The 16,557-nt window shown below is 40.6% G+C and carries 17 protein-coding genes; 1 reads left to right on the top strand and 16 read right to left on the bottom strand.

Going from position 1 to position 16,557, the window contains the following annotated elements:
- Positions 1-858, bottom strand: coding sequence for a class II fructose-bisphosphate aldolase (locus GPS65_RS01735; protein ID WP_012011570.1), 858 nt, complete (start codon positions 856-858; stop codon positions 1-3).
- 178 nt (positions 859-1,036) lie between these two features.
- Positions 1,037-1,411 carry a response regulator gene (locus GPS65_RS01730; RefSeq protein WP_003214681.1) on the bottom strand — a complete coding sequence of 125 codons (375 nt, stop codon included), beginning with the start codon at positions 1,409-1,411 and terminating at the stop codon, positions 1,037-1,039.
- Positions 1,412-1,591: 180 nt separating this feature from the next.
- Between GPS65_RS01730 and GPS65_RS01725 the strand changes: the two genes are divergently transcribed.
- Positions 1,592-2,122: a DUF2529 domain-containing protein gene (locus tag GPS65_RS01725; protein ID WP_119125499.1), complete on the top strand. Its 531-nt coding sequence runs from the start codon at positions 1,592-1,594 to the stop codon at positions 2,120-2,122.
- 41 nt (positions 2,123-2,163) lie between these two features.
- On the opposite strand, the gene pyrG is transcribed toward GPS65_RS01725, so the two are convergent.
- From pyrG to GPS65_RS01660, 14 genes are all read right to left on the bottom strand, one after another.
- Positions 2,164-3,771: a glutamine hydrolyzing CTP synthase gene (gene pyrG / locus GPS65_RS01720; RefSeq protein WP_003215143.1), complete on the bottom strand. Its 1,608-nt coding sequence runs from the start codon at positions 3,769-3,771 to the stop codon at positions 2,164-2,166.
- Between the two features lie 238 nt (positions 3,772-4,009).
- Positions 4,010-4,549 carry a DNA-directed RNA polymerase subunit delta gene (gene rpoE, locus GPS65_RS01715; protein WP_012011572.1) on the bottom strand — a complete coding sequence of 180 codons (540 nt, stop codon included), beginning with the start codon at positions 4,547-4,549 and terminating at the stop codon, positions 4,010-4,012.
- A 439-nt stretch (positions 4,550-4,988) separates the two neighbouring features.
- Positions 4,989-5,492 carry a hypothetical protein gene (locus tag GPS65_RS01710; protein WP_012011573.1) on the bottom strand — a complete coding sequence of 168 codons (504 nt, stop codon included), beginning with the start codon at positions 5,490-5,492 and terminating at the stop codon, positions 4,989-4,991.
- A complete protein-coding gene (locus GPS65_RS01705; RefSeq protein WP_012011574.1) occupies positions 5,471-6,085 on the bottom strand; it encodes an ATP-binding cassette domain-containing protein in 615 nt (204 codons plus the stop codon). Before GPS65_RS01705 ends, GPS65_RS01710 begins: the two co-directional genes overlap by 22 nt.
- A 30-nt stretch (positions 6,086-6,115) precedes the next feature.
- Positions 6,116-6,646: a stage II sporulation protein M gene (locus tag GPS65_RS01700; RefSeq protein WP_012011575.1), complete on the bottom strand. Its 531-nt coding sequence runs from the start codon at positions 6,644-6,646 to the stop codon at positions 6,116-6,118.
- 13 nt (positions 6,647-6,659) lie between these two features.
- The gene (locus GPS65_RS19410) at positions 6,660-7,106 is read right to left on the bottom strand and encodes a hypothetical protein (protein WP_224925559.1); all 447 of its coding nucleotides are present in this window, start codon (positions 7,104-7,106) and stop codon (positions 6,660-6,662) included.
- A 695-nt stretch (positions 7,107-7,801) separates the two neighbouring features.
- The gene (locus GPS65_RS19235; protein ID WP_012011577.1) at positions 7,802-7,978 is read right to left on the bottom strand and encodes a hypothetical protein; all 177 of its coding nucleotides are present in this window, start codon (positions 7,976-7,978) and stop codon (positions 7,802-7,804) included.
- Between the two features lie 151 nt (positions 7,979-8,129).
- Positions 8,130-8,420 carry an uberolysin/carnocyclin family circular bacteriocin gene (locus tag GPS65_RS01690; RefSeq protein WP_025093875.1) on the bottom strand — a complete coding sequence of 97 codons (291 nt, stop codon included), beginning with the start codon at positions 8,418-8,420 and terminating at the stop codon, positions 8,130-8,132.
- Positions 8,421-9,421: 1,001 nt separating this feature from the next.
- The gene (locus tag GPS65_RS01685) at positions 9,422-9,613 is read right to left on the bottom strand and encodes a hypothetical protein (protein ID WP_012011580.1); all 192 of its coding nucleotides are present in this window, start codon (positions 9,611-9,613) and stop codon (positions 9,422-9,424) included.
- A 307-nt stretch (positions 9,614-9,920) separates the two neighbouring features.
- Positions 9,921-11,063 (bottom strand): acyl-CoA dehydrogenase, encoded by a 1,143-nt coding sequence (locus tag GPS65_RS01680; protein WP_088003341.1) that lies wholly within the window; start codon positions 11,061-11,063, stop codon positions 9,921-9,923.
- A 16-nt stretch (positions 11,064-11,079) separates the two neighbouring features.
- Positions 11,080-12,192, bottom strand: a complete 1,113-nt coding sequence (locus tag GPS65_RS01675) for an acyl-CoA dehydrogenase family protein (RefSeq protein ID WP_012011582.1) — start codon at positions 12,190-12,192, stop codon at positions 11,080-11,082.
- 11 nt (positions 12,193-12,203) lie between these two features.
- On the bottom strand, positions 12,204-13,067 hold the full coding sequence (locus tag GPS65_RS01670; RefSeq protein ID WP_012011583.1) for a 3-hydroxybutyryl-CoA dehydrogenase: 864 nt from the start codon (positions 13,065-13,067) through the stop codon (positions 12,204-12,206).
- Positions 13,068-13,086: 19 nt separating this feature from the next.
- Positions 13,087-14,262, bottom strand: a complete 1,176-nt coding sequence (locus GPS65_RS01665) for an acetyl-CoA C-acetyltransferase (protein WP_144455348.1) — start codon at positions 14,260-14,262, stop codon at positions 13,087-13,089.
- A 102-nt stretch (positions 14,263-14,364) separates the two neighbouring features.
- A complete protein-coding gene (locus tag GPS65_RS01660) occupies positions 14,365-16,476 on the bottom strand; it encodes a (Fe-S)-binding protein (protein WP_144473429.1) in 2,112 nt (703 codons plus the stop codon).
- Positions 16,477-16,557: the final 81 nt, after the last annotated feature.

The following is a 16,557-nucleotide window of genomic DNA, read 5'->3' as shown; positions in this document are numbered from 1 at the left end:
TTATGCTTGGTTAGAAGAACCAAATTCACGCATTTTGCCGATAACAGTCGCTTTAATTGCGTCACGAGCTGGTCCAAGATATTTACGTGGATCATACTCTTCTGTTTTTGCAGCAAGTGTTTCGCGTACTGCTTTCGCAGAAGCAATTTGGTTTTCAGTGTTTACATTGATTTTTGCTGTACCAAGTGAAATTGAGCGCTTGATGTCAGCAGTTGGGATACCTGTTCCGCCATGAAGAACAAGTGGAAGACCTGTCATTTTACCAATTTCTTCCATTTCAGTGAAGCCAAGGTTTGGTTCACCTTTGTATGGACCATGAACTGAACCTAATGCAGGTGCAAGGCAGTCAATGCCAGTACGTTCTACAAGCTCTTGGCACTCTTTTGGATCAGCATAAATAACGCCCTCAGCGATGACGTCATCTTCTTGTCCGCCAACAGTTCCAAGCTCAGCTTCTACAGATACACCATGGAAATGTGCAAGCTCAACTACTTTCGCAGTTGTTGCTACGTTCTCATCGAATGGATGGTGAGAAGCATCGATCATGACAGAAGTAAATCCTGCATGGATTGCTTTTGCACAAGATTCAAAGCTTGAACCGTGATCTAAATGAATCGCAACAGGAACTGTTACATTATATTCTTCGATTAACGCTTTAACCATTGCGACAACTGTTTTGAAGCCGCCCATGTAGCGTCCTGCTCCTTCAGATACTCCTAAGATAACTGGAGATTTCTCTTCTTCAGCAGCTAGTAAAATCGCTTGCGTGAATTCTAAATTATTTAAGTTAAACTGTCCAACAGCGTAACCTTTTTCCTTTGCGTCTTTCAACATTTCTGTCATTGAAACTAAAGGCATGATGAAAAATCCTCCCTATGTAGCTAATTTGCTTACTAAAAAAAGCTCTCCACCCTAGCATGACCAGAATTTCTCGCCATATGTAAACTTTCAAAGTCAGATCGCTTTCTTCTTCTTATCTAGGATACCAATTATTCGACAAATCGGCAACAGAATGACTCGATTCAATCATTTCCATCTAACCGTTTGTTTCGAGCGGCAAGTATTCTTTGACAGCATCTCTGATCTCATCAATATCAAAAGGTTTCGCAAAGTGCGTCAAAGCACCGAGTTCTTTGGATTCTTGGATCATGTCTAATTCGCCATAGGCTGTCATAATGATGACACGGATGTCTTCATCAATTAATTTCATGCGTTTTAAAATTTCAATTCCATCCATTCCGGGAATCTTCATATCAAGCAACACAAGGTTTGGTCTATGATTTTTCACAATATCTAACGCCTGAAGCCCATTGGCTGCTTGGAAGGTTTGATAACCTTCTTTATGAAACACTTCATTCAACAATATTCTAATACCATATTGATCATCGACAATTAAAATTTTCTCATTCATCTGTTACACCCCATTGCTTTCATTTTTCGCCATAAAAAGAGCTGTTGTTAAATAATTCTGTTTGATTTTCACATTTCCTTTATTTATAATAGTTTACTTTACGACATTTTCTGAGCATTTTTCCTAATATTCTCTTTATATTCTATTATAAAATGATCTGACCGAAGGAGGAAATCCGTCTTGTTAAAAATTTTCACGACTCAGTTATCAGGTATTTTTTCACGTATTGGAGAAAAGCAGGCTGAAGCGATCGAGGATGGTGCACGCCTTCTTGCACAGGCCGTTGTCAGTGGACATGGTGTTTATTTTCACGGAAAGAATGAACTGGCTGCTGTAGCCCTAGAGGCAACTGAAAGCAAGGAGCCATTTCCAGGTGCGAAAGTACTGCCGCTTGATCAAGCAGAGCGCAGCTTGCTTCATCCAAGCGATAGAGTGCTACTATTTTATTCAGAACCAGAAGACGAGGAGATTCAATCTCTTGTAAAAGAGCTGCACGCGCAAGGGACGCCTGTTGTTGGTGTCGGGCCCGCACAAAAGGAGCCGTCCATGATTGAAGAGCATTGTGATGTCCATATTGATTTTCAGCTTAAGAAGCCGCTTGTGCCTGCTGATGACGGGACAAGGTTCGGTTACCCTGCTTTAATGACATGTTTATACGTCTACCACGCTCTATCGTTTACTTTGAAAGAAATCGTTGAGGAATATGAATAAAAAAACTGCCGAGAAGATCATTCTCTCGGCAGTTTTTTGTTTTATTTTGATTCAGATGCTTGCAGTGAAGCACCAACGAAATCTCTAAATAATGGCTGAGGTCTTGTCGGTCTTGAGACGAATTCTGGGTGGAATTGAGAAGCAAGGAACCAAGGGTGATCCTTCAGCTCGATAATTTCAACAAGACGTCCGTCTGGGCTTGTACCAGAGAAGACAAATCCTGCAGCTTCCATTTGCTGTCTGAATTCGTTATTGAACTCATAGCGATGGCGGTGGCGTTCGTAGACCACTTCATCGTTGTATGCTGCAAATGCTTTGGAGTCTTCATTTAATTTACATGGATATAGACCAAGACGAAGTGTTCCGCCTAGATCATCTACATCCTTCTGTTCTGGAAGAAGGTCAATGATTGGGAATGCTGTTTCAGGATCAATTTCCGCTGAATGAGCTCCTTCAAGGCCTAGTACGTTTCGTGCATATTCAATCGACGCAACTTGCATTCCTAAGCAAATTCCGAAGAAAGGCACTTTGTTTTCACGGGCATATTGTGTCGCAATGATTTTCCCTTCCACTCCGCGGTCTCCGAAGCCTCCAGGAACGATGATGCCGTCTACATCTTGTGCGAAATCAGCCATATTTTCTGCTGTCACTTCTTCGGCATTGATCCATTTGATTTGAACGTCTGCATCAAATGCATAACCAGCATGGCGAAGTGATTCAACGACAGAAATGTATGCATCTTGCAGTTCAACATATTTCCCTACTAGACCAATTGTGACTTGTTTTGAGAGGTTTTGCACTTTATCAACTAGCGCTGTCCACTCCGTCATGTCTGCATCTTGGCAATCAAGTTTCATATGTTCGCATACAAGCTTGTCTAATCCTTGTTTTTGTAAATCAAGCGGAATAGAGTATAGCGTGTCTGCATCTTGGCATTCGATAACAGCTTTTGTATCTATATCACAGAATAACGCAATTTTGTCCTTCATGTCTTGGGTCATTGGCATTTCAGTTCTGACCACAATCACGTTTGGCTGAATCCCAAGGCTGCGAAGTTCTTTTACACTATGCTGTGTTGGTTTTGTTTTCAGCTCGCCTGCTGCTCGGATGTAAGGAACAAGGGTACAATGAATGTACATGACGTTTTCACGGCCAATGTCACTCTTCATTTGTCGAATCGCTTCTAGGAAAGGAAGGGATTCGATGTCTCCAACTGTTCCGCCGATTTCTGTGATGACCACATCTGCACCTGTTTCTTTTCCGGCACGGTACACGCGGTCTTTGATTTCATTTGTAATATGGGGAATAACCTGTACCGTTCCGCCTAAATAGTCGCCTCGGCGCTCTTTCTTCAGAACAGTAGAGTATATTTTACCAGTTGTGACGTTGCTGTACTTATTTAAATTAATATCAATGAAGCGCTCATAGTGACCTAAGTCAAGGTCTGTTTCAGCACCGTCATCTGTGACGAAAACCTCACCGTGTTGATATGGACTCATCGTCCCTGGGTCTACGTTGATATATGGATCGAATTTTTGAATGGTGACATCCATCCCTCTATTTTTCAGAAGGCGGCCTAACGAGGCAGCCGTGATCCCTTTTCCAAGTGAGGAAACAACTCCTCCTGTTACAAAAATATACTTTGTCATTTCGTATGCTCCTCTCTTTTTTACCCTTGCATGACTAGGCATGCACAGCTTCATCCTTTTTAGAGTGTATCCCTAAATCTCTTGAAAAATAAGAAAGCTCCCTTTCAAATAAATGAAAGGGAGCGTAAATGAACGTATCTTTACGTACTCTTTTTAGAGAGCCCAAAATACATACTACATAGTTCGCTCTCGAAAGTCAAGACGGTTTTGTCCTGTTTTAAGGACCGGTTTATGAGGGTTATTTCTCTTCCTCATTATCGTCTAAATCGTCTTCGTCAATTTCTGTTAAGCCGTCATCATCTTCGTCATCATCTTCGTCGAAGTCTTCTATCTCTTCCTCGATTTCCTCATCATCGTCTAGGTCGAGATCATCGTCGTCTTCAACAAGATCAAGGTCTTCTTCAAGCTCTTCGATTTCCTCTTCCTCTTCAATTTCATCGAAGTCTTCTTCAACGACAGCTGCTTTTGTTTTTTTCTTTTTCGCTTTTGTTTTCACAGCTGGCTGAACTTCTTCTTCGATTTGATCAACTGGATACCAGCTGCGAAGTCCCCATCTCTGATCACCTAACGAAATAAAGCGGCCATCTATATTTAAGTCTGTATAAAATTGAGCAAGGCGATCATCAAGATCAGATTTTTGAATTCCTTGTAAACGGACCATTTCATCTATTAACTCGGAAAACGTAATCGGTGTTTTGCTGTCTCTGAAAATTTCATAAGCAAGTTCAACTAAAGACATGTGCTTGAGCTGCTCCTGTGAGTATTCTTTCAAACTCAAGGTCAGACACTCCCTTTCTATTACATGTATGTATCCATTTATCAGTGAAATAATAAGTGTTTATCCCTTATTTTTACGACAAACCATACCTCTCATTATAAACAAATTAGGGGAGTTTATGCCACCTTTAATCATGTTAATTTTTGATTTTTTCTCAAGGGGCTCACCTAATGGTTCTTCATTTGGGTAAAATGGGTCTAACTTTTGTGTCCGGCATGCTTTTTATATGACGTTCTATTCATTCCATACGAAAAAATGTGATTGTCCATTTATTATAAAGCGTATAAAAAGGTACACGTCAACGGGTTTAGTTGACGTGTACCTTTAATGAAAATAAAACCTTTTTCTCAAATTACCTTGAATTCACTTTTATGCGAATACCGTTACTCTTTTCGCAAGCTTTGTTTCACTTAAAAGTTCATGCTCTACTTATTATTCATTACATTACAGCGACTATTTCTTTTCCTAAGGAAATGAGAGCATCGATAATAAATGGTGCCGCAAAGAGAATCGATGCTTTCCAGTTCGCTTTTTTATATTGAAAAAAGAATAAGATGAACACTGCTCCTATAAGTGCCGTGAAGAGGTACAGCCATAAGCTTTGTATTTGCAAGATCCCCATACATATTACATTAATAAACATAATGATAATCTTAGGAATTAGAGCATAAAACAAATGACCCTTAACCTCTGGAGAAAAGAGCATTAATAAGAATTTAGCGATGAGATATTGTACTAAGAGACTGATACTGGTGAGAATTGTTGTAATGACAACAATTAGATTCAGCATCGTTTCATAAGGCATATCCTCTAACAAAGCTCTTAAATCATCTAGTTTCGAAATGTAGCCATTCAATTCAATAGCAAAAGTAACGAAATAATAATTCGCCATAATAAAAATGATTAATGATATCAGTGATGTTATTCTTGGACGTTGTTCCATAATAGCCTCCCATCCCCTATACTCATAATGCTTGAATGATCGTTTAAGCGTTTATTCACCATGCTATGGGAAACATATATGATGGTGGAAATTTTTTTAATAGAAAGATTCACTAGCCTCTCAGATAGCATATCTATACTCTCTGAATCTAGAGATGACATAGTTTCGTCAATTAGAATGGTTTTCCAATCTTTTACGAACAATAAAGATAATCCTACCTTCGCTTTCATACCCGTAGATGCTCTGCTATACGAACCATCTAGGTTACCATCAAAAAAATCATTCACAATACCCAATTGTTCTTCAGTCGGTACAATATGAAAGGTATTCCACAGAATCTCTAGGTTTTCTCTAATTGTAAATGGATGAATGCCAATTGGATCAACATTTAAATAAAGAGTCGATTCTTTGTTTGTCTCAATATCCCCAGAGTATCTCTTATCTAGACCAGCTAGCATTTTAAGGAGAGTGCTTTTACCTGCACCATTTCGTCCCACTAAATGAAAGAGGCCTGTTGGAATTGAAAAATTCACTTTATCTAGTATGGTATTGTTTTTGAACTTCTTCGTACATTCTACAAATTCTAATCCCACTTGAATCCCCTTCTCCGTCTTATAGAGTCTTCAATAAAACCATCTATGATTGATCATGATAGAAAATAATAAAGAATCATATCCTTCAATAAAAGCAGCGATTATTAGGATGACTAACGATAGTAGATAATAAGGAATCATTTTTTTCATGACACCTAAAGCGGCTTTCATTGATTTCGTATAAATGAGGGTGAAAAGCACATACTGGCTTATTCCTTGATAAAACAACATATTTGGAAATTCTAATAGCCCATGAGGAATTAGTTTACTTAAAGCTTCTTGTGCTCCTAGTGTTCTAAAACCCATCGTAATAACGAAGGAAGAACCTCCAAAATCCATTATTTGAAATAAAGGCGACAACAAGAAACCTAGTAAATACATTGCAAAGTTCGTTAAGTTATGTTGTAGGACTACAGACATAAATTCCTGGCCCGATGTTGGCGGTGTGGCTTCAAATAAATCTTTGTTGACTATATTCCCAAGATAAATCCCTGTACCTATCAGCAAAATACAGTAGATAGAGTAGTACCACAGAAAATATTTCAATCTTTTATGTATCATTTTCCTCCTCTTTTCATGAAGTAATTGTGAAAATTGTTATACATATGAGTAATAAAATCGGCAAGGATAGCTTCAGTAACTTATGTTCATAATCGTTGATTAATAGTTCTGTTTTTCTGAAATATACGACCCCGATAAAGATGATTAAAGGAAGCGATAACGTATTTTTAAGAATAATGGAGATATCGGACGTGTTTATCATTACTCCGACAATTCCACACACACTGACAAAAATCAGTACAAGACATAGTAAATAAATCGTACTGGATTTAAATCTCTCGTACGGACTCACAATCAATGAAGCTTGTAGCGTCTCGACTCTTGCTTTATCAAGCACAATCTCTTCCTTTTTCGAACCTATTAGGATTTCTAAGATCGTGATAAAGTTGATATAGACCAAAATGAGCGCAGGCAGATTTTCTATTTTCGTTAAGAAAGATTGGGCGAAATAAGTAAGCACAGCTACTAAAGCGCCTATTAAGATCATTAATATTTTATTACTAGTGATATAAGACAAAAATAAATACAGAATATTTCCAGACCTCTGTTGCTTATTCGCACTTTTTAGAAAGGAAAGCCCAGTTGTCAAAGGTATCCTATGAGAATTACTTATGTAAATATAAATAAGAAGAGACTGTACTATTTGCAGTATGATCACTGCTTCAAAAACGGACGTTATGATATACCAAAATTGTAACAAAAGGAGTATTCTATTGATGATATTGAATAGACCAGACAATAATTGAGATGCAAAAGAAAGCATTACGACCACAAGAGCTAGTATCATAATGACATATTGATTTTCAACTAGCAAAAAGGTTAAAGCGATGAAACAAGCCAAAAGTAATTGAACTGAATATCCTTTTTTTATCGTAAAGAATAAATGTTTCAACAACAATTGTTTAGAGACAAAGACCAAGCCAGGCTGCTGTCTTCTATACGGTAATACACAACGATTAATATTAGCTGTAGCTACAATGTATATTGAAATAAAAACAAAGCTGTTTAGGTAAGCGCTAGGAATCTCATTCCCATAGAAAATCAACGCTCCCACCACAATGAAAGAAAAAAGAATCATCCCAATATAATTGAGATACCCCATTATACTTTGATCATATATTTTAAATAGTTTATTAGTTTTATGCATAAGTCATCTTAAAAAGCAGCAGCTTTCGCTTTCCCTTGTTTTTTATGTACAACCATAATAGCAGCGGCAGCCACAGTAACACATAGATTGGCTGCTCTCAAAAAACCATTTCCAACGAATAAAGATGCTATTGTCACTGCAAATAACAATAGTGAGAATGAGCCAAGTTTATTTGCTTTTATCATGAAATTTCCTCCTAATTCATGTTTTATTACAAGCCGCATGGGCATAAAACGTTAAATTAGTTTTTAAATCATTATCTATATAAGCGCCATTTCACCTGACTTTTGGAAAAAAAATCATCTCAATTAAAGATTGAGATGATTTTTTTTTAGATTAAAAAGCAGCAGCTTTTGCTTTTCCTTGTTTCTTAAGGATAGCCAAAATAGTAGCAGCTACACCTGAACTAATTGTGCCTACGCCAGTGAAAACACCAACGATTGTAATGACTGTCGCTACTGAGGACCAAGTATCTAAGAAATTAACTACTGTTGCCGCAGTTGCAGTACTAACACCTAGATTTGCTGCAATCAAAGAACCATTACCAATCACTAAAGCTACTAATGTTACCGCAAGAAGTGATAGCGATAATAAAGCATAAAACTTAGAATCTGTTGCTTTCGTCATAATATGACCTCCTTCGATTATTTACTACTTCTTTAGTCTAGCAAGAATTAAATTACATTTCAATAATTTTTTGGAAAATTTGTAACATTTATTTAATTAACGGTATTTGTAATCAGTTTTTATCAGGATTTACGTTCATTTTCCATTTTTACTGGGCACTTATGTAATAGCATAAAATGCTCTGATTCATTCAAATCTAGTCAGAATTTCTGATAAACACTATCAAAATTCATTTCGAATTTTCAGTGCCTTCTTTTTAGAGGCAGGTAAACTTTCATGATGAATTTTTTTAAGAGATGCTCGTTGTAGTCCTTCAATTATTACTGAAATATTCTTCAACAATTGGAGCCCAGATTCAAAAATTAACTGAATCATCATTATGAATGTGAAAAAAGAGTTGATTTTATTTTGAATTCAAGAGAAGTGATGAATGAATGGGAAGTACAGTTATACATATTGACCCTGTGAAGAACCGTATCTGTATGAGAAAGTGATTTATTTTTGGAAATATATCAATAGCTTTATATAGCTCAGTTCCTATCATAGCTTTTGAAAAATTGTAACATTTAGAAAATGTGATAAACATACTATTTTCCAAAACACAACATAAGTCCCTACGAATCCAAGTCAAAAAAGAAGATAATGGATTAAATTACCTAGTTAAATTGAATCAATTTCCTCAATTCCAAAAAAATCGAGACACTCATATTGAGTTGTCTCGACTTCCGTTTGATATCAAAATTGATACCCTTTATTCAAATCCTTGAACGTATGATGAAAAATAATGGCTGCTTTTTGCATGAATCCTCCGTATATTCATTTTTCTGGATTTTCTTTAGGAGATTCACTATTCGGACAAAAAAAGAATTGCTTATTTATGTAGGAAAAATCATAACCATCACGTTAGAAATGAGGCTGAACCGTGACATTTTTGCAAAGTTTAAACACATTAGTGAACGAGATGAACTTTTTTATACAATCACTTTTTTCGTATTTTAAAGCTACAATTTCTGAAGTAATGAGATGACTACTGCTATCGTCAATATAATGCCTGCAAACATTAAAACAATTAATTTTCTACGGCTATTTTCTTTTTCATTTTGATCTTTCTTTGAAGACTTTGATAGTTCTGCGGAAACCATGATCCATATCACCAAAGTTACAATCGCTAAGATAGTAGTAATTGTGGTCATAATAACCTCCCATATTTTTATTTTCTCAATTTTAACATAATGCTCATATAATATGGCTCAATACTGGAAATCATCTTAAATTCAGGAAAACCTGACTATTACCTTGTATGTGGGTTATCGCTATATTATTCTTGAGGTCTAATTCTTTAGTAGGTATATTGCCAATTCACATGTACCAATACTCACTACTTCATCAGTTACAAATCACTCATACGTTAATGTGAATTTTGGATGGTGCTAGTGCAAAAACACTTCATGATCCACACCGAAAAAGACCACCTCACGTCAGGTGGTCTTTGCTTTGTTTCTACATATCTAGTAGTTTGCGCGAGATGACTAGGCGCTGGATTTCCTGTGTGCCTTCATAAATTTGGGTGATTTTCGCATCACGCATGTATCGTTCGACTGGGTAATCCTTTGTATACCCGTAGCCGCCGAAGATTTGGACGGCTTCTGTTGTTACCTTCATGGCTGTATCTCCAGCAAAGAGCTTGGACATAGCTGATTCTTTTCCGTACGGGAGCCCTTTCGTTTCGAGCCATGCTGCCTGATAAGTGAGTAGCCTGGAGGCTTCAATTGCGGTTGCCATATCTGCTAGCTTAAACGCGATTCCTTGCTGTTGAATGATTGGTTTGCCGAATTGCTTGCGCTCCTTCGCATAATGGACTGCCGCATCAAGAGCGCCTTGTGCAATCCCAACAGCCTGTGCAGCAATGCCGTTTCTGCCGCCATCGAGGGTCATCATTGCTATTTTAAAGCCTTCTCCTTCTTGTCCGAGCCGGTTCTTTTCATGAATCCGGCAATCTTCAAATCGAATTTCAGTCGTTGGCGATGAGCGAATGCCCAGTTTGCTTTCCTTTTTACCGACCGAGAAGCCCGGTGTCTCTTTTTCTACAATAAAGGCTGTCGTATTTCGAGATGCAGCTTCTTGGTCTGTCACAGCAAACACAATATAATAATCCGCAATGCCCCCATTTGTAATAAAGATTTTCGCACCGTTCAGGACGTATTCACTGCCTGCCTTTACTGCCGTCGTCCTCATTCCGCCGGCATCCGAACCCGACCCGCTCTCAGTGAGTGCATATGCCCCTACCTTCTGTCCTTCTGCAAGCGGCTTTAAATAGGTCTCTTTTTGTTCATCTGTTCCAAAAGTATAGATGGGCCACGAGGCGAGAGAGGTGTGGGCGGAGAGCGTGACGCCTGTAGAGGCACACACTCTTGAAAGCTCCTCCACTGCGATGACGTAGGCTAAATAATCACTACCGATCCCGCCAACCTCTTCCGGCCAAGGAATCCCCGTTAAACCGAGCTCTGCCATTTGGCGAAAAATAGCTGGATCATACGTTTCTGTCTCATCTCGCTCTGCTGCTGTTGGCTCTACTTCATTTTTCGCAAAATCCCTCACCATTTTTTGAATCATTTCATGTTCATCACTTAATTGAAACTGCATCATGAGCCACCTCGTTTCATATTAGCTGTTTACAAATGACCAGCCTTTGAATTTCACTTGTTCCTTCATAGATTTCACAAACTTTCGCATCACGAAAGTAACGTTGTGCTTGATAGCGATTCGTATAACCGTCCATGCCGAGTAAATGGATCGCTTCTGTACTGATCTCAACCGCCGTTTTTGACGCAAATAGCTTTGCCATGGATGCTTCCTTTGTCACCGGACGATTTGCCTCTTTATAAGCAGCCGCTTGATAGACTAATAGCTTGGCAGCTTCAAGCTTCGCCGCCAAATCCCCTAGCCGAATGGTCGTTTCTAGACCTGCTGGGTGCTGCTTTAAATACGTCACTGCTTCCGTTAAAGCAGCTTCAGCTATCCCAAGGCTTTGAGCCGCGATACCGATTCTTCCCGCATTTAAACTAGACATGGCGATGTGAAAGCCCTCTCCTTCTGCTCCGAGCAGCTGTTGTTTTGGAATCCGCACACCATCAAAATGAAGCGTGACCGTTTTTGATCCATGCAGTCCCATCTTTTTCTCATCTTTTCCGATCGTAAATCCTGGTGTACCTTTCTCAACAATGAATGCCGATATATTTTTTTTCGTAGAAGCAGGATCTGTCACGGCAAAGACAAGATACAGTTCTGCTTCCCCGCCGCTTGTGATAAACATTTTTGTACCATTTAACACATAATGGTCTTCTGTCCGCTCTGCCCTTAACTGAATACTAGAGGCATCTGAGCCTGCCTTCGGTTCAGTCAGGCAAAAAGCGCCCAGTTTCTGCCCGGATGCAAGCTGCGGAACATAGGATTCTTTTTGCTCATTCGTTCCAAAAGCCAAAATAGGCATCGTCACAACAGATGTATGGACGGACACAATGACGCCGATGGTCGCACTCACTTTAGATAATTCATGAATGGCGATGATATACGTTGTAAAATCTGCTCCTAAGCCTTGATAAGAAGATGGTATTGGAATCCCTAGAAAGCCTTGTCGTCCCATTTCAGCTAAAAGTGTCCTTGGGAACTGACCTTGTTCCATGGCTTCCACTTCCGGGAATACACGCTGTCTTGCAAATTCTGCTGCCTGTTCTCTCCAGAGTCGCTGTTGATCCGTAAGCAAAACATCCATTTTGACTCCCCCTATGAGTGGTCGTGGTATGTGTAAAAACCTTTCTTTGTCTTTTTGCCCAGCCAGCCTGCATTCACGTATTTTTTCAAAAGAGGACAAGGTCGATACTTGCTATCCCCAAGTCCTTCATGAAGGGTATTCATAATAAATAAACATGTATCTAGTCCGATGAAATCAGCGAGACGAAGCGGTCCCATTGGGTGATTCATTCCAAGCGTCATAACACCGTCAATGCTTTCTGCATCTGCCACGCCTTCATAAAGGGTATAGATGGCTTCATTGATCATTGGCATCAATATACGATTTGATACAAACCCTGGGAAGTCTTCCACTTCAATTGGAGTTTTGTTTAATGCCTTTGCTGTTTCACAAACGAGTTGATACGTGTCGTCACTCGTTTGCAGCGCTCGAATGACCTCAACGAGTTTCATGACAGGGACAGGATTCATAAAGTGCATGCCAATCACTTGCTCCGGTCTTCCTGTAACAGCTGCTAATTCTGTGATCGACAAGGAAGATGTGTTTGTTGCAAATATCGTCTTCGCCTCTGCAAATTGATCAAGTGTTTCAAAGATTTGTTTTTTCACACTCATTTGTTCAGATGCAGCTTCAATCACTAAGTGAGCTTGCTGCACGTCCGTTAAATCTGTTGATACGGCAAGCCGCTGTGTAATATCTCGGACTGCCTGATGGGCTAGCTTTCCTTTTTCTGCTCGTTTCGTCAGTTGTTTGGTCATGGAGGAAATGGCTCGATGAATCTGCTTTTCAGATGCATCATGCAGCAGGACTGTGTAGCCAGACTGTGCAAAGACTTGGGCAATGCCTGATCCCATTTGTCCAGCTCCAACGACCATGACGGTTTCTTCTGTACTCATGACGATGAACGCCTCCCTTTTAATCTACCTTTATCATGATGGCATCTCCTTGACCGCCTCCACTGCAAATCGCCGCAATGCCAATACCGCCACCTCTTTGTTTTAATGCATGAATCAAGGTCAATATGATACGTGTTCCGCTTGCCCCAATAGGGTGACCAAGCGCAACTGCACCACCATTGATATTCATTTTCCGCCGGTCCAGCCCCGTGATTTTTTCACACGCCAGCGCCACGGCTGAGAATGCCTCATTGATTTCAAATAGATCAATATCCTCTAGACGCTTCCCTGTTTTCTGTAAAATCTTCTCGATAGCAAAGGCTGGTGTTTTTGGAAAATCCTTTGCCTCTACGGCTATCTGCACATGACCAAGCACGACTGCCAATGGCTTGACATCATGCTGCTTTGCATATGTGTCTTTCATTAAAAGTAGCGCACTTGCGCCATCATTGATACCTGGTGCACTTCCAGCGGTAATGGTACCAGTTTGATCAAAAACAGGCATGAGCTTTGACAGTCGTTCATATGACGTATCACGCCGCGGGGATTCATCTTCTGTGATCAGCCGCTCTCCCGTTTTTGTCTTGACGGTGACGGGGGTGATTTCATGTTCAAAAAAGCCGTTTTTCTGCGCTTCAATCGCCCGTTCATGACTTCTTAACGCCCAAAGGTCTTGCTCTTCGCGCGTAATTCCAAGTTCCTTCGCAGCCATGCTCCCATACTCCCCCATATGGACGCCTGTAAATGAACAGGTTAATCCATCTAAAATCATCGCATCTTGTACCGCACTATCTCCCATTTTGTAGCCCCAGCGCGCTTTTTTTAGTAAATAAGGAGCGTGTGACATGGATTCCATACCGCCCGCTACGATGACCTCCGCGTCTCCAGCTCGGATGATTTGATCTGCTGTGCTCACACTGCGCATTCCTGATGCACAGACTTTATTGATGGTTTGCGTCGGAACGGACCACGGAAGATCAGCATGTCTTGCTGCTTGCCTTGAAGGAATCTGTCCTTGTCCTCCCTGCAAAACACTTCCCATGATGACCTCATCCACATGATTTGAACCTGGCACTCTTTCCAGCGCAGCCTTGATTGCCACTCCGCCTAGTTCTGCGGCAGTCAACCCGCTCAAAGCACCGCCTAGTTTTCCAAATGGTGTTCTTGCTCCAGATACAATGACCGTCTTGCTCATGTATGTCCCCTCCCATTTGTTACCGCTTACATATTATCTAATCAGCTGATGCACAGCGTCATGTATAAGCCGATGAACATTCTATTCATCGGCCTGTTTTGTTTACGAAACCTGCTTTCCAGCCTCGCCAAACACTGATTTTTCAAGAAGCTCAGCGACGTCAAATGTACCTACCTGCTCTTCTACTTCTTTCGCTTTCGTCCCATCTCCCAGCATCGTTAAGCAATAAGGACATCCTGAACTGATGATGGATGGCTGCACTTGTAACGCTTGCTCCGTTCGGGCAGTGTTAATCCGGGTACCTGTCTCTTCTTCCATCCACATTAAGCCCCCTCCTGCACCGCAGCACATACCAGTTTCACGATGACGTTCCATTTCTCTCAGCGTCACTCCAGGGATGGCTTTTAAAATGTCTCTCGGCGGATCATACACTTCGTTATATCTGCCTAGGTAGCAAGAGTCGTGGAAGGTGATGACCTCTTTTACTTCATGTACAGGCGTTAATTTCCCTTCTTTCACTAGCTCTGCTAGTAATTCTGTATGATGGTACACTTCTGCCTCAAGACCGAAGTCTGGATACTCATTTTTAAATAAATTGTATGCGTGCGGATCAATCGTGACGATCTTTGTGACACCGTTTTTCTGGAATTCTTCAATGTTTTTTGTCGCAAGCTCTTGGAATAAAAATTCGTTTCCAAGCCTTCTTGGTGTATCGCCAGAGTTTTTCTCTTTATTGCCTAGGATGGCAAAGGAGACGCCTGCTTCGTTGAGAAGCTTTGCAAAGGCAAGCGCAATTTTTTGACTTCGATTGTCGTATGCCCCCATTGAACCAACCCAGAATAAATAATCGAAAGTTTGGTCTGCTTTTTTCAGCTCTTTTACTGTCGGCACGTGTACATCTTCTCTCAGTTCACGCCAATTTTCTCTTTCTTTTCGGTTCAATCCCCACGGATTCCCTTGGCGTTCAATGCTTGTCATCGCACGCTGTGCATCTGCGTCCATTTTCCCTTCAGTCAGCACAAGATATCTGCGCATATCAATAATTTTGTCGACGTGCTCATTCATGACAGGGCACTGGTCTTCACAGTTTCGGCACGTCGTACATGCCCAAATTTCTTCCTCTGTAATGACCTCACCAATAAGAGAAGGATGATACATCGAGCTGGCAGCCGATTCCTCTGCACCTGCTCCTCTCGCCTGAAGCGCCAGCTGATTTCCTGTTGTCTGCCTGAAGGCAAGTTGCGGTACCCAAGGCGTCTTCGAAGTAATGGCCGCTCCTTTATTGGTTAAATGATCCCTTAACCTTAAAATCAAATCCATTGGAGACAGCATTTTCCCTGTACCTGTTGCTGGACACATATTTGTACAGCGCCCGCATTCCACACAAGCGTAAAGGTCGATCAGCTGTGACTGACGAAAGTCTTCAATTTTCCCCACACCGAAAGTCTCTTGTGTCTCGTCTTCAAAATCAATTTTTTGCAGCTTGCCTGGCGGGTCTAATCTGCTCGCAAATACGTTCACCGGTCCTGCAATGAGGTGAGCATGCTTTGACTGCGGGACATACACTAAGAATGTCAGCAAAATCAGAAGATGCACCCACCATGCGACATAAAAAACAACCGTTGCCGCAAGCGGTGAAATACCGCCCAGCAAGAATGCAATACTGGATGCGATTGGCTCAGTTGGTGATAGAGAGTGTCCATGCCAGATGATATTCATCCCGTTGCCAAGTAAAACGGTCAGCATCAAGCCGCCAATAAATAAAAGCACTAGACCGGATTTAAAGCCACGCTTTAAACGGACAAGCTTTTCTACATACCTTCTATGGAACGCCCAAACAACGGCTACTAAAATGAGTAGTGTGACCACCTCTTGGAAAAAAGTAAAGACACCGTAAAGCGGACCTAAAGGAAGTCCGCTATCTGGAACGAGTCCCTTCATAATAAAATCAAGGGCTCCGAACTGCACAAGGATAAATCCGTAGAAAAACAGCACATGAATGATGCCGCTCTTCTTGTCCTTTAACAGCTTCTTTTGCCCAAATACATTGACCCAAACACGCTCTAAGCGCTTTTTCATGTCTTGTTGAAACTCTTCTTTTTTGCCAAGACGAATGTACGCTGCTCGTGTTCGAATGAGATAAATAAACAAATACACAGCGTAAGCGGTCACCGCCACAAATGCAATCATGTTCATGATTAAAAGGCTATTCATCTTGCTCCCCCTTTCATTCCCCAAAACCCACTTTGTTCCGTTTCCATGTTGTACCTCTATCATAAATAATGAATGAGTATT

The sequence above is a fragment of the Bacillus pumilus genome (genome assembly GCF_009937765.1).
Taxonomy (GTDB): Bacteria; Bacillota; Bacilli; order Bacillales; family Bacillaceae; genus Bacillus; species Bacillus pumilus_O.
Note: the sequence above shows the minus strand (reverse complement) of the source record. Positions and strands in the feature narration are given on the sequence as shown.

Coding starts and splice junctions, on each gene's coding strand:
- GPS65_RS01735 (WP_012011570.1), bottom strand. CDS start 858: ATGCCTTTAGTTTCAATGACAGAAATGTTGAAAGACGCAAAGGAAAAA.
- GPS65_RS01730 (WP_003214681.1), bottom strand. CDS start 1,411: ATGAATGAGAAAATTTTAATTGTCGATGATCAATATGGTATTAGAATA.
- pyrG (WP_003215143.1), bottom strand. CDS start 3,771: ATGACAAAGTATATTTTTGTAACAGGAGGAGTTGTTTCCTCACTTGGA.
- GPS65_RS01710 (WP_012011573.1), bottom strand. CDS start 5,492: ATGGAACAACGTCCAAGAATAACATCACTGATATCATTAATCATTTTT.
- GPS65_RS01700 (WP_012011575.1), bottom strand. CDS start 6,646: ATGATACATAAAAGATTGAAATATTTTCTGTGGTACTACTCTATCTAC.
- GPS65_RS19235 (WP_012011577.1), bottom strand. CDS start 7,978: ATGATAAAAGCAAATAAACTTGGCTCATTCTCACTATTGTTATTTGCA.
- GPS65_RS01690 (WP_025093875.1), bottom strand. CDS start 8,420: ATGACGAAAGCAACAGATTCTAAGTTTTATGCTTTATTATCGCTATCA.
- GPS65_RS01685 (WP_012011580.1), bottom strand. CDS start 9,613: ATGACCACAATTACTACTATCTTAGCGATTGTAACTTTGGTGATATGG.
- GPS65_RS01680 (WP_088003341.1), bottom strand. CDS start 11,063: ATGCAGTTTCAATTAAGTGATGAACATGAAATGATTCAAAAAATGGTG.
- GPS65_RS01675 (WP_012011582.1), bottom strand. CDS start 12,192: ATGGATGTTTTGCTTACGGATCAACAGCGACTCTGGAGAGAACAGGCA.
- GPS65_RS01670 (WP_012011583.1), bottom strand. CDS start 13,067: ATGAGTACAGAAGAAACCGTCATGGTCGTTGGAGCTGGACAAATGGGA.
- GPS65_RS01665 (WP_144455348.1), bottom strand. CDS start 14,262: ATGAGCAAGACGGTCATTGTATCTGGAGCAAGAACACCATTTGGAAAA.
- GPS65_RS01660 (WP_144473429.1), bottom strand. CDS start 16,476: ATGAATAGCCTTTTAATCATGAACATGATTGCATTTGTGGCGGTGACC.